This is a genomic window from Streptomyces sp. NPDC005492 (genome assembly GCF_040605995.1).
Taxonomy (GTDB): Bacteria; Actinomycetota; Actinomycetes; order Streptomycetales; family Streptomycetaceae; genus Streptomyces.
In genome coordinates this window covers 105,707-118,992 of record NZ_JBEXDX010000016.1, presented here as the reverse complement: position 1 = coordinate 118,992, position 13,286 = coordinate 105,707, and the positions used below count along the sequence as shown (strand labels likewise).

The 13,286-nt window shown below is 68.1% G+C and carries 9 protein-coding genes and 1 pseudogene; 6 read left to right on the top strand and 4 right to left on the bottom strand.

Features of this window, described 5'->3' with window-relative positions:
• The first annotated feature begins 6 nt into the window (after positions 1-6).
• Together ABZT04_RS22710 and ABZT04_RS22705 are read left to right on the top strand one after the other, a co-directional pair.
• Positions 7-567: a hypothetical protein gene (locus ABZT04_RS22710; protein WP_356058727.1), complete on the top strand. Its 561-nt coding sequence runs from the start codon at positions 7-9 to the stop codon at positions 565-567.
• A gap of 122 nt (positions 568-689) precedes the next feature.
• A complete protein-coding gene (locus ABZT04_RS22705; protein WP_356058726.1) occupies positions 690-2,957 on the top strand; it encodes an NEW3 domain-containing protein in 2,268 nt (755 codons plus the stop codon).
• Between the two features lie 39 nt (positions 2,958-2,996).
• Here the strand turns inward: ABZT04_RS22705 and ABZT04_RS22700 are convergent, their stop codons facing one another.
• The 3 genes from ABZT04_RS22700 to acnA form a co-directional block, all read right to left on the bottom strand.
• Positions 2,997-4,529: an ATP-binding protein gene (locus ABZT04_RS22700; RefSeq protein WP_356058725.1), complete on the bottom strand. Its 1,533-nt coding sequence runs from the start codon at positions 4,527-4,529 to the stop codon at positions 2,997-2,999.
• Entirely contained in the window at positions 4,526-5,251 is a 726-nt protein-coding gene (locus ABZT04_RS22695; RefSeq protein ID WP_356058724.1) for a response regulator transcription factor, read from the bottom strand. The genes ABZT04_RS22700 and ABZT04_RS22695 overlap by 4 nt, the downstream gene beginning before the upstream one ends.
• Positions 5,252-5,396: 145 nt before the next feature.
• Positions 5,397-8,111 (bottom strand): aconitate hydratase AcnA, encoded by a 2,715-nt coding sequence (gene acnA, locus ABZT04_RS22690; RefSeq protein WP_356058723.1) that lies wholly within the window; start codon positions 8,109-8,111, stop codon positions 5,397-5,399.
• A 258-nt stretch (positions 8,112-8,369) separates the two neighbouring features.
• On the opposite strand from acnA, the gene ABZT04_RS22685 reads away from it, so the two are divergent.
• The 3 genes from ABZT04_RS22685 to ABZT04_RS22675 all read left to right on the top strand — a co-directional run bounded on the left by ABZT04_RS22685 (position 8,370) and on the right by ABZT04_RS22675 (position 11,485).
• Positions 8,370-8,567 carry a DUF4236 domain-containing protein gene (locus ABZT04_RS22685; RefSeq protein ID WP_355901981.1) on the top strand — a complete coding sequence of 66 codons (198 nt, stop codon included), beginning with the start codon at positions 8,370-8,372 and terminating at the stop codon, positions 8,565-8,567.
• Between the two features lie 64 nt (positions 8,568-8,631).
• On the top strand, positions 8,632-10,161 hold the full coding sequence (locus ABZT04_RS22680) for a UDP-N-acetylglucosamine 1-carboxyvinyltransferase (protein WP_356058722.1): 1,530 nt from the start codon (positions 8,632-8,634) through the stop codon (positions 10,159-10,161).
• A 544-nt stretch (positions 10,162-10,705) separates the two neighbouring features.
• On the top strand, positions 10,706-11,485 hold the full coding sequence (locus tag ABZT04_RS22675) for an intradiol ring-cleavage dioxygenase (RefSeq protein WP_356058720.1): 780 nt from the start codon (positions 10,706-10,708) through the stop codon (positions 11,483-11,485).
• An 85-nt stretch (positions 11,486-11,570) separates the two neighbouring features.
• Here the strand turns inward: ABZT04_RS22675 and ABZT04_RS22670 are convergent.
• Positions 11,571-12,133: pseudogene (locus ABZT04_RS22670) on the bottom strand (DUF4360 domain-containing protein).
• Positions 12,134-12,400: 267 nt separating this feature from the next.
• Between ABZT04_RS22670 and ABZT04_RS22665 the strand changes: the two are divergent.
• Positions 12,401-13,258: an intradiol ring-cleavage dioxygenase gene (locus ABZT04_RS22665; RefSeq protein ID WP_356058718.1), complete on the top strand. Its 858-nt coding sequence runs from the start codon at positions 12,401-12,403 to the stop codon at positions 13,256-13,258.
• The last annotated feature ends 28 nt before the right edge of the window (positions 13,259-13,286 follow it).

The window sequence follows — 13,286 nt, the reverse complement described above, 5'->3', positions numbered from 1 at the left end:
CCCGGCATGATCGCAGTCGTCATCACCGTCACGCTGACCTTCACCGGGTTCGTCGTCACGTATCTCAACGGTCTGCGGCTGGCGCAGCGGCAGGAGCGGCTCGCTCGGGTCAATCGCCAACTCAGCGAGTTCTACGGCCCGTTGTTCGCGCTGGCCGAGGCCAACGCCCGCACTTTCGCCGCGTTCCGGCAGCGGCACGCCCGCCCCGGAGGCATCTCACCCTTCGCCGACGCCACTCCGCCGACCGAGGAGGAGTCGGCGGAGTGGCGGCTGTGGGTGACGGCCGTTTTTCTGCCGATGCTCCGGGAGATGCGCGAACTCGTCGTGGGGCGCGCGGATCTGCTGCTCGAACCGGAAATGCCCACCCTGCTGCTGGAGTTGTGCGCACACGCGGCGGGATACGAGATCACCGCGGCGCGTTGGGCGCAGGGCGACTTCTCGGAGCATCTGTCGCTGGTCCCGTTCCCGGGCCCGGAGCTGGCCTCCTACGCACGCCGGGGCTTCGGTGAACTGAAGCTGGAGCAGGCGCGGCTGCTGGGCCGCACCACAGCGACCCCACAGACTTGACCCAGTTTTGGCCAACCGCGCTATGTGGTGGCTGGAGTTCAGTCCTGTTCACTTGTCGCGTCCACGGGGTTGGTTCTTGACGTTTTCTGAGTCAAGTGGGCGTTGCGATGGAGGAACAGCTCATGAGAAGACAGATCCGCGGAGTACTGGCCGCGTTCACCGGAGCGCTGCTGCTCACCATGGGAATCACCGTGTCCGGCGGTCAGTCCGCGCGAGCCGATGACAACGGTGTCGGGCTCAAGCCCGTGCTGGGATGGAGCAGTTGGAGCTTCGTCCGGCGTAACCCGACCGCGCAGACCATCGAGGCACAGGCGAAGGCGCTGAAGACCAGCGGCCTGGCCAAAAACGGCTACGTCTACGCCAACATCGACGACTTCTGGTATCAGTGCCCGGGCGACCAGGGACCGGACGTCGACCAGTACGGCCGCTGGGTCACCGACCCCGTCAAGTTCCCGCCGCGCGGGAGTGAGAACGGCATCCAGGTCGTGGCCGACTATGTCCACGCCCTCGGGCTGAAGTTCGGCCTGTACGTCACCCCCGGCATCTCGAAGCAGGCGGTCGCCAAGAACACCGAGATCAAGGGAACGCGATACCACGCACGGGACATCGCCACCACGACGACCGAGAACAACTACAACTGCGGCGGCATGGTGGGCATCGACTACACCAAGCCCGGCGCGCAGACGTATGTCGACTCGTGGGCCGGTCAGTTCGCGGGCTGGGGCATCGACTATCTCAAGATCGACGGTGTCGGCACCTCCGACCAACAGGACGTCCAGGCCTGGTCGGACGCCCTGCACCACACCGGCCGGCCCATCCATCTGGAGCTGTCCAACAACCTCGACATCAACAACGCGGCCACCTGGAAGAAGCTCTCCAACGGCTGGCGCACCGGTGGCGACGTCGAGTGCTACTGCGGTCCTGACGGCAGTAGTTACCCCCTGACCACCTGGGCCTCCGTCGCCTCGCGCTTCGACCAGGTCGCGGCCTGGGCACCGTACGGCGGACCCGGCGGTTACAACGACTACGACTCCCTGGAGATCGGCAACGGCGCGAACAACGGCCTGACTCCCGACGAGCGCAGGACCCAGATGAGCCTGTGGTCGCTGGCCGCCTCTCCGCTCATTCTCGGCACCGACCTCACCCATCTCGACGCGGCCGACCTCGCGTTGCTGAAGAACACCGACGTCCTCGGGGTCGACCAGGACGGCATCGACGCCCAGCGGATCTCCTCGGACGCCAACTCCCAGGTGTTCGCCAAGACCGAGGCCGACGGCGATGTCGTGGTCGGTCTGTTCAACACCGGGTCCGCTCCCCGGGAGGTGGCTACGACCACTTCCGCGCTGGGGCTGGCCAAGGCGCGCGACTACTCCCTGCGGGACCTGTGGAGCCACGGGCTGACCGAGTCCGCGGGCCGGATCGCCGCCGACGTTCCGGCGCACGGCGTGGTCCTGTACCGGGTGCACGGGAGCCGGCACGTGGTGTCCGGCGCGGCTCCGGATGTCTCCTTCGGGCTCAACTGGGCCCCGGCGGCGAGCGACAGCACCACTCGTACCGTGACCGCTGTCCTGTCCGACAACGGGTCGCGGCCGGTCGCCGATGGCGCCCTGACCCTCACCGGGCCGGCGGGCACGAAGATCACCACGCGGTCCGCGACCACGGCCCGGACGATCCGCGGCGGCCACGCGCTCAAGGCCACCTACTCCGTGTCCATCCCGCCCTCGGCGAAGCTGTTCGCCTCCAGCGACTTCCAGGGGACGGCCACCTACCGCTTCCGGCCGGACGGGAAGACCCGGCTGACCGCCGGTGACACGATCACCGTCAACCACCAAGTGACCGCCCCTTACCGGACGTTCGCCTCCACCACGGCGAGCTTCAGCGAGTCCGGCAGCCAGATCGGCATCCGCGCCCAGGGCGCCGATCTGTACAACGGCACCAACGAATACGGCACGGTCTATCTGCCCGGGGCCGAGCACGACGGTTCGACCACCACGGTGAAGCTCGACTCCCAGTCGGACACGGACGTCTGGGCGAAGGCCGGGATCATGGTCCGCAACGACATCACCCAGCCCAACACGTCTCCCGGCTATCTGGCCCTCGTCGCGACCCCGGGCAACGGCTATCTGCTCGACTGGGACAGCGACGGCGACGGGAAACTGGACTCCCAGGACTCCACCGGTACCGCCGTCTACCCCTCGTGGCTGAAGCTCGTCCGTGACGGCACCTCGTACAGCGGTTACTACTCGACCGACAACGCCACCTGGAACCTGGTCGGCACCATCAATGTCCCGACCGCCGCGGCCACCCAGGACGTCGGCCTGACCCAGACCTCGCACGCCTCGGGCACCACGGGCGAGGCCGACTTCGACGGGTTCACGAGCACTCCCTAGCAGTCGCGGACACGCGTCCGTGCGGCGCCTGGTGCTCTTCTAGACCGGGGCCGTGCGGGCGCGTATCGCCGTTTCGGCGGGCGGTAGTTCGGCCGCCGGGAGTTCGATGGTGAACTCCGTGCGGCCCGGCACACTGGTCACGTCGATACGGCCGCCGTGCGCTCCCGTGATCGCCGCCGCGATGGCGAGGCCGAGGCCGGAGCCGCCCTCCTTGCCGCCGGCCCGGGTGCGGGAGGCGTCGGCGCGGGTGAAGCGTTCGAAGACGGTGGGGAGGAGGGCCGGGGGGATGCCGGGGCCGTCGTCGCGTATCCGGATGACGACGGTGCGGTCGGCCGTGGCCTCGACACTCGCGGTGACCGTCGTGCCAACAGGTGTGTGCACACGCGCGTTGGCCAACAAGTTGGCCAACACCTGGTGCAGACGGGCCTCGTCGCCGACGACCAGTGCCGGGGCGTCCAGGGACAGGTGCAACTGCCAGTCGTGGCCGGTGCCGGCGGCCCGCGCGTCCCACACCGCTTCGGCGAGCAGGGCCGCGAGGTCCACCTCGGCGGACTGCAGGGGCCGGCCCTCGTCCAGCCGGGCGAGCAGCAGCAGGTCCTCCACCAGTCCCGTCATACGCGCGGACTCGGCGGTGACCCGGCGCCAGGCGAGACCCGGTTCGATGCGGTCGGTGCCGCGGTTCATCAGCTCGGCGTAGCCCGCGATGGAGGCCAGCGGGGTGCGCAGTTCGTGGCTGGCGTCGGCGAGGAAGCGGCGCATGCGTTCCTCGCTGCGGCGCATCTGCTCCTCACTGCGCTGGCGTTCGGCGAGCGAGGACTCGACATGGTCGATCATGCGGTTGAGCGCGGCGCCGACCTGACCGGCCTCGCTGCCGGGGTCGGTGTCCCGCTCGGGCACCCGGGTGAGGGCGGTGACCTCGCCGTGGCCGAGCTGCGAGCGCGAGACCTCGACCGCGGTGGCGGCGACCCGGCCGAGCGGCCGTAGCTGCCGTCGTATGACCACCGCGCACAGGCAGCCCGCCACGGTCAGTCCGACGAGGGCGATGACCGCCTCGACCACGACCAGGCCGCTGATCATGTCCTGTACGTCGTCCATCGGAAGGCCGGTGAGGACCCGGACGCCATCGGTATCGAGGGCCGTGAGCCGGTAGGTGCCGAGGCCGGGCACGGACCGGGTGTGCTTCGCACTGTCGGCGGTGACGCCCGCGAGGGCCGTGCGCTGGGCGGCGGTGAGGTTCTGGGGCGGGGCGTCCTGTCTGACGACGGCCGCGGCGATGATCTTGCCGTTGGCGTCGAACCGTGCGGCGAGCGTCCCGACGGCGTGGCCGTTCTCCATGAGGAACCCGAGGTCCCCGTCGGAGCCCGGGTGGTGTTCGGCCCCGCCCAGGCTGCGTTGGGCCGCGTCGCCGACCCGGTCGTCCAAGTTGCCGAGCAGATAGGCACGTTGGGCGAAGGCGGTGGTGAGGGACATCGCGGCGCATACGACGACCAGGGAGGCGCTGATGAAGAGGAGGAGTCGGGTGCGGAGTGAACGGCCGTGCAGGCGGCCCCGGTTGCGGGTTCGGAGGTTCATCTGCCGTCCTCCACGGGCCGTATGGCGTATCCCATCCCGCGCACGGTGTGGATCATCGGTGCCCGGCCGCGGTCTATCTTCCGGCGGAGGCTGGAGATGTAGACCTCGACGAGGTTGCCGCCGCCGTCGAAGCAGGTGCTCCACACATGGTCGAGGATCTGGGCCTTGCTCAGCACCTGGCGGGGGTGGTCGAGGAGCAGGGTGAGCAGGTCGAACTCCTTGGCGGTGAGCTGGATCGACTCGCCGGCGCGGCGCACCTCGCGGGTCTCGCCGGACAGGGCGAGATCGCCGAGGACCCGTACGGAGTCGTCGGTCGGGGTCCGTTCGCCGCCCGCCCGGCGCAGCAGTCCGCGCAGTCGCAGGACGACCTCTTCCAGGGAGAAGGGCTTGGTGACGTAGTCGTCGGCGCCCGCCTCCAGACCGTCGAGGCGGTGCTCGATCGCGTCCCGCGCGGTGAGCATGAGGACGGGCAGCCGCGGGTTCTCGTAGCGCAGCCGGCGCAGCACCTGCACGCCGTCGAGGTCGGGCAGCATGCCGTCGAGGACGACGGCGTGCGGGGCGCAGCCGCGGGCGATCCGCAGCGCGCTCTGCCCGTCCGGCGCGGGGTAGGGCCGCCAGCCGGCCTCGGTGACCGCGACGGAGAGCAGCTCGGTGAGCGCGGGCTCATCGTCGACGATGAGTACGCGGACTCGGCTGCCGCGGGGCCCGGAAGTGCCAGTCATGTACCGATACTGTCCCGGTCCGCTGGGGGAAGCCTGTGTTCCACCTGAGCCTTGGCGATGTCCTGCGCGGTCCTACGGCAGGGAGATGCGAAGGGCCGCACCCCCGTCGCCGGGGATGCGGCCCTCAACTGCCTTGCCGTGGCCGCTAGTTGCGGATCAGGTTGCGCAGCACGTACTGCAGGATGCCGCCGTTGCGGTAGTAGTCGGCCTCGCCGGGGGTGTCGATGCGGACGACCGCGTCGAACTCCACACCGGTGTCGGTGGTGACCTTGACCGTGGCGGGGGTGGTGCCGTCGTTCAGCTCGGTGATGCCGGAGACGGAGAAGGTCTCCTCGCCGGTCAGTCCGAGGGACTCGGCGGACTGGCCCGCCGGGTACTGGAGCGGGATGACGCCCATGCCGATGAGGTTCGAGCGGTGGATGCGCTCGTAGGACTCGGCGATGACGGCCTTGACCCCGAGGAGCGCGGTGCCCTTGGCGGCCCAGTCGCGGGACGAGCCGGAGCCGTACTCCTTGCCGGCCAGGATGACCAGCGGGATGCCCTGCTCGATGTAGTTGCGCGAGGCGTCGTAGATGAAGGAGACAGGGGCGTCCGGCTGCGTGAAGTCGCGGGTGAAGCCGCCCTCGGTGCCCGGCGCGACCTGGTTGCGCAGGCGGATGTTGGCGAAGGTGCCGCGGATCATGACCTCGTGGTTGCCTCGGCGGGAGCCGTAGGAGTTGAAGTCACGCCGCTCGATGCCGTGCTCGGTGAGGTACTTGCCGGCCGGGGTGTCGGCCTTGATGGCTCCGGCGGGCGAGATGTGGTCGGTGGTGACCGAGTCGCCGAGCTTGGCGAGGACGCGGGCGCCGTCGATGTCGGAGACCGGGGTGGTCTCCATCGTCATGCCCTCGAAGTACGGGGGCTTGCGGACGTAGGTCGACTGGGCGTCCCACTCGAAGGTGTTGCCCTCCGGGATCGGGAGCGCCTGCCACTGGGCGTCGCCCGCGAAGACGTCCTGGTAGGACTTGTTGAACATGTCCTCGCCGATGGCGTTCGCCACGACGTCGTTGACCTCGGCCTCGGTGGGCCAGATGTCCTCGAGGTAGACCGGCTTGCCGTCCTGGTCGGCGCCGAGCGCGTCGCGGGTGATGTCCACCTTCATGGAGCCCGCGAGGGCGTACGCGACGACCAGCGGCGGGGACGCCAGGTAGTTCATCTTGACGTCCGGGTTGATCCGGCCCTCGAAGTTGCGGTTGCCGGAGAGCACCGACGTCACGGCCAGGTCGTGGTCGTTGACGGCCTTGGAGACCTCCTCCGGCAGCGGGCCGGAGTTGCCGATGCAGGTGGTGCAGCCGTAGCCGACGAGGTTGAAGCCGACCTTGTCGAGGTAGGGGGTGAGCCCCGCCTTGTCGAAGTAGTCGGTGACGACCTTGGAGCCGGGCGCGAGCGTGGTCTTGACCCAGGGCTTCCGCGTCAGACCCTTCTCCACGGCCTTCTTCGCGACGAGCGCGGCGGCGACCATGACGTACGGGTTCGAGGTGTTGGTGCAGGAGGTGATGGCGGCGACGGTGACCGCGCCGTGGTCGATCTCGTAGGTCGAGCCGTCGGGGGCGGTGACCGTGACCGGGTTCGACGGGACGCCGTTGGAGGACGCCGGCGCGTCGGAGGCCGGGAAGGACTCCTTGCCCGCCTCGTCGTCGTCGGCGACGTAGTTGCGCACGTCGCTCTTGAACTGCTCGGCGGCGTTCGCGAGGACGATACGGTCCTGCGGGCGCTTCGGGCCGGCAATCGACGGGACGACCGTCGACAGGTCCAGCTCCAGCTTCTCGGAGAAGTCGGGCTCGGCGGCCGGGTCGAGCCAGAGGCCCTGCTCCTTGGCGTACGCCTCGACCAGCGCGACCTGCTGCTCCGAACGGCCGGTCAGCTTCAGGTAGTTCAGGGTCTCGTCGTCGATCGGGAAGATCGCGGCGGTGGAACCGAACTCCGGCGACATGTTGCCGATGGTGGCGCGGTTCGCGAGGGAGGTGGCGGCCACGCCCTCGCCGTAGAACTCGACGAACTTGCCGACCACGCCGTGCTTGCGGAGCATCTCGGTGATGGTCAGCACGAGGTCGGTGGCGGTGGTGCCCGGAGTCAGCTCGCCGGTCAGCTTGAAGCCGACGACGCGCGGGATGAGCATCGAGACCGGCTGGCCGAGCATCGCGGCCTCGGCCTCGATGCCGCCGACGCCCCAGCCCAGCACACCGAGGCCGTTGACCATCGTGGTGTGCGAGTCGGTGCCGACGAGCGTGTCGGGGTAGGCCTGGCCGCCTCGGACCATGACCGTACGGGCCAGGTGCTCGATGTTGACCTGGTGGACGATGCCGGTGCCCGGCGGGACGACCTTGAACTCGTCGAACGCGGTCTGGCCCCAGCGCAGGAACTGGTAGCGCTCGCGGTTGCGGCCGTACTCCAGCTCGACGTTCTGCGCGAAGGCCTCGTGGGTGCCGAACTTGTCGGCGATGACGGAGTGGTCGATGACCAGCTCGGCCGGCGCCAGGGGGTTGATCTTCGCCGGGTCGCCGCCCAGCTCCTTCACGGCCTCACGCATGGTCGCGAGGTCCACCACGCAGGGCACGCCGGTGAAGTCCTGCATGATCACACGGGCCGGCGTGAACTGGATCTCCTGCGACGGCTGGGCCTGCGAGTCCCAGGTGCCGAGGGCGCGGATGTGGTCGGCGGTGATGTTCGCGCCGTCCTCGGTGCGGAGCAGATTCTCCAGCAGGACCTTAAGGCTGTAGGGGAGCCGGGCCGAGCCCTCCACCTTGTCCAGGCGGAAGATCTCGTACGACTCGTCGCCGACCTGCAGCGTGCTGCGGGCGTCGAAGCTGTTCGCCGACACGACAGTCTCCTTCATTGATGTGCGCGTTCCCACCGCATCCTGCCGCCACAACGTCTTGGCCGATCCGCTAAGGTAAGGCTAAGTTAGGTAAGCCTTACTCTCACGATCGGCGGAGTGTGCGACTGCGGTGCACCTCGGCAGATATCTCGATGTCGAGATAACTCTAGTATATGGGGGCGGGCTGGTCATGCCCGGATCCCCCCGCCGCCATATACGCCCACCTTCGGGGTATCCGATGCGGGACGAAAGGGGGCGGGAATGCCGCTCACATTCCGCAAGAGTTTCCGGATCCTTCCCTGGCTCCGGCTGAACATCAACAAGGGGTCCATGTCGTTCACCACAGGTGGCAAGCGTGGTCCGCATTACACCCGCAGCACTTCGGGACGTCGTACGACATCGATGGATTTGCCCGGACCTTTCGGGTGGCGCAAGACCCGCACCAGGAAGCACGACTGACCGGCCGTCACCCGAATGGCCCCCTCAAGAGGCGCCATCTCATATCTGAGATAACCTCGGCCTCATGGCAGACGACTACCTCGTACGTATCGGCAAGCTCATCCGTGACGCCCGCCAGCATCGGGGCTGGACACAGACCCAGCTTGCCGAGGCACTCGGCACCAGCCAGAGCGCCGTCAACCGCATCGAGCGCGGCAACCAAAACATCAGCCTTGAGATGATCGCTCGAATCGGTGAAGCGCTGGACAGCGAAATCGTCTCACTGGGCTATGCCGGTCCGATGCATCTGCGGGTGGTCGGCGGTCGTCGGCTGTCCGGCGCGATCGACGTGAAGACCAGCAAGAACGCGTGCGTGGCACTGCTGTGCGCCTCGCTCCTCAACAAGGGGCGCACAGTGCTGCGCCGGGTGGCGCGGATCGAGGAGGTGTACCGCCTTCTGGAGGTACTCGGCTCGATCGGCGTCCGCACCCGCTGGATCAACGACGGCGTCGACCTGGAGATCGTGCCGCCTGCCGAGCTGGAGATGGAGTCGATCGACGCGGAGGCGGCCCGCCGCACCCGCTCGATCATCATGTTCCTCGGCCCGCTGCTGCACCGCATGGACAGCTTCAAGCTGCCGTACGCGGGCGGCTGCGACCTCGGCACGCGCACGATCGAGCCGCACATGATCGCGCTGCGCCGCTTCGGCCTCGACATCGCGGCCACCGAAGGGCTCTACCACGCGCGGGTCGACCGGTCCATCTCCCTGGACCGGCCGATCGTGCTGACCGAGCGCGGCGACACGGTCACCGAGAACGCGCTGCTCGCCGCCGCCCGCCACGACGGTGTCACGGTCATCCGCAACGCGTCCTCCAACTACATGGTCCAGGACCTCTGTTTCTTCCTGGAGGCGCTCGGCGTAAGGGTCGAGGGCATCGGCACCACCACCCTCACCGTGCACGGTGTGCCGACCATCGACGTCGACGTCGACTACTCCCCCTCCGAGGACCCGGTCGAGGCGATGAGCCTGCTGGCCGCCGCCGTCGTCACCGAGTCGCAGCTGACGGTCCGCCGGGTGCCCATCGAGTTCCTGGAGATCGAGCTGGCGGTCCTGGAGGAGATGGGCCTCGACCACGACCGCACGCCGGAGTACGTCGCGGACAACGGCCGTACGCGACTGGTGGACCTGACCGTCCGGCCCTCCAAACTGGAGGCGCCGATCGACAAGATCCACCCGATGCCGTTCCCGGGCCTGAACATCGACAACGTGCCGTTCTTCGCGGCGATCGCGGCGTCGGCGCAGGGCCAGACCCTCATCCACGACTGGGTCTACGACAACCGCGCGATCTATCTGACCGACCTCAACCGCCTCGGTGGGCGGCTGCAGTTGTTGGACCCCCACCGCGTTCTGGTCGAGGGCCCGACCCGCTGGCGCGCCGCCGAGATGATGTGCCCGCCGGCCCTGCGGCCGGCCGTGGTCGTCCTGCTGGCGATGATGGCGGCGGAGGGCACGTCCGTGCTGCGGAACGTGTATGTCATCAACCGGGGTTACGAGGATCTGGCGGAGCGGCTGAACTCGGTCGGGGCGCAGATCGAGATCTTCCGGGACATCTGATCGGCGGAGTGTCGTGCCCCTAGGAGATGAGGGGTACGACACTCCTAAATGCCAGCTGACCTGCTGTTACACACTTGCAGGACCCTCCATTTGTCATCGCTGTTTTTCATCACCTTGTGCAAGGTGCGTGCAAGATGATCTTAAATTAGTGACGATGCATCAGGGATATCTGAGTGTCCGTCAGTCTTCACGGAGAGTGCTCGCCAAAGGGGCCTCGCAATGTCCGCACCGACGGTGCCACTGAACCGCCACCGACCCGTTCGAGGGCATCCAGACCTGACTGGTCGGCCATCCGCTGCTCGGTCGACCCTCGCCGCCGGCGCCCGACTCCTCCTCGACAAGGGAGCGGCGGCTTCTGGCCGGGCGGGGTCGGCGCGGCGAGAACGGCAGGGGTTCATCACCCACCCCTGTCCCGACCCATCGAGCCGGCAGCAAGCAGGTATCGGCAGTCGCCATTCCCCCTGTCTTGCAAAAAACTTGACGTCTCGTCACTTTGCGACGCTCACAGCCGACGGACAGGCTCCACTCCTACGGTGCCGTGTTCATGACAGATGCATCGAAAGGCGCGACAGGAGCAGGACCCAACGCGATCGGGCGCCGCACGGTCCTGATCGCCACCGGCACCACGGCCGCCGTACTGGCCGTCGGCGCCGCCGCGCCCGAAACCCCCACGACCACCGCCCCCACCACCCCCGCAGCGGCCGCGGCCGTCTGCACCCTCACAAAGGAGATGACCGAAGGCCCCTACTACCTCGACGACGCCCTTGTCCGCGCCGACGTCACCGAAGGCAAGGCCGGCGTCCCGCTCAAGCTGGCCCTGACCGTCGTGGACGACAGCACCTGCGCGGTGATCCCGAACGCGCTCGTCGAGATCTGGCACTGCGACGCGCTCGGCGAGTACTCCGGCTACGTCGGCAACAACGGCCACAGCGAATCGGACGACGGCACCTTCCTGCGCGGCGGTGTGCTGACGGACTCCAGCGGTCTCGCCAGCATCACCACGATCTACCCCGGCTGGTACCGCGGCCGGTGCATCCACATCCACGTCAAGGTGCACACCGGCGTCACGCTCACCTCGGACGGCTCGTTCACCGGCGGCCAGGAACTCCACACGGGCCAGCTCTTCATCGACGAGACCATCACCGCCGCCGTCGCCCAGATCTCGCCGTATTCGACCAACACGGTCACCCGCACCACCCTCGCCCAGGACTCGATCTACGACGACGGAGGCGCCGCGTCCGGCCTCATGACCCTGACCGCGCTGGGCAGTTCGACCTCGTCCGGCTACACGGCCACCCTCACCCTCGGCGTCCAGGAGAGCTGAGCCGGCCCGTCCCCCGATAGATTCCCCCACCGAAGGGGTGGCCCGCGGTGCGAAGCGGGCCACCCCTTCCTCGTGCCGTCTCAGGTCAGGAGCCCGGGCACTCCTTCCACGCCATGTGGTACACCGTGCTGATGTCGCCGTCCGTCGAGTCCATCGTCATGAAGCTGACCGCGCTGGACGGCGAGGAACCGGCGTTGACCCGCAGCTCCGTGTTGATGTTGAAGTTGCGCTGAACTCCGCAGGGTGCCCAGACCAGTTGGGCCACGTCCGTGGTGTGGTTGGCCTGCCAGTTGTCGTCGTAGGGGCCGTTGAAGGGGTGGTTCTTGGCCGCGGTGTTCGAGGAGCCCTGGAAGTAGTACGAGGCCTTCTGGGCGCCGCTCGCGCCGGGTTGGAGCGAGGCGAAGCCGCGGTAGTCGGCACTCGCGATGGCGTAGGTGAAGCCCTGCGGGACGTGGACGACCAGGTTGAGCTGGCAGTTCTTGCGGAACGCCGTGGGGTCGGAGTTGCCGCCGACCTGGGCGAGATACGCGCTGCAGGTCACCGTGAAGGCGGCGGGTCGTCGAAGCCGGGCGAGGGCGCGTGCCGCACGGGCAGCACGGTGGTGAGGAGAGCGGCGGCCGCGCCGCTCAGGAGGAGCCCACCAGGGATGGTTTCTCCTTGGGGTTGGGGGGTGGCCGCTCCCAGTCTTTGAAGAAACAATGGCGCTCCTGTGACGACCGACGGCGCGATCGCATCGTGGGAAGCCGCACACGGAACAGTCAGGGTGAACTCAAGCCATTCACAGAAGCGCCTTTCACACGCTCTCCACAGTGTGTGAACTCTGTTGAAATAAGGGGGAGTTGGCACATCCGTCCCCAGGCTCTTCACAGCCGCACATTAAGGAACTCTTCAGGTACGACCGTAACTTCGCTGCCCATGACGGAAAAACGAGAGCACAACGAGCAGCACGACCAACAGCCCGCCCGGCACCGCCGGGACAAGGGCCTCCAGCGCCGCCGCGTCCTGATCGGCGGCGGCACCGTGGCCATGGCAGGCGGTCTCCTGGCCGCCGGACTCGCCTCCGCCGACACGCCCGACTCGACGTCCAGCACGACCACTTCGGGATCGGAGGCGACCACCAACGTCTCCACCGACGCCTCCGCCTCCGCAACCACCGGCGTCTGCACCCTCACCGCCGAGGTCACCGAAGGCCCGTACTCCCTCGACGGCGCTCTGATCCGCACGGACCTCAGGGAGGAGAAGGACGGTGTCGAGGTCCAGTACACGTTCACCGTCGTCGACCAGGACAACGACTGCGCGCCGCTCGCCGACGCCCTGGTCGAACTCTGGCACTGCGACGCGCTCGGCGAGTACTCCGGTTACGTCGGCAAGAACGGCCACACGGAGGACGACGACGGCACCTTCCTTCGCGGCGGCCAGATGACCGACTCGAACGGACAGGTGGGCCTCACGTCCATCTGGCCGGGGCACTACGTCTCGCGTGCCGTCCACGTCCATATGCGAGTGCACACGGACGTGACGCTCGCCGACGGCACGTACACCGGCGGCACGGTCGTCCACACCGGCCAGTTGTTCTTCGACGCCGACATCAACGAGGAAGTGCAGGCCACTTCGCCGTACTCGGACAACACCACCGCCGAGACGGTCCTCGCCGACGACACGATCTACGACGACGGCGGCGCCGCGTCCGGTCTGCTCACGCTGACCGCCCTCGGCTCCAGCGTGTCCGACGGCTACACGGCCACCCTGACCGTGGGAGTCAGCACCAGCTAATCGGGAGGCGGTTGACAAGCACACACCG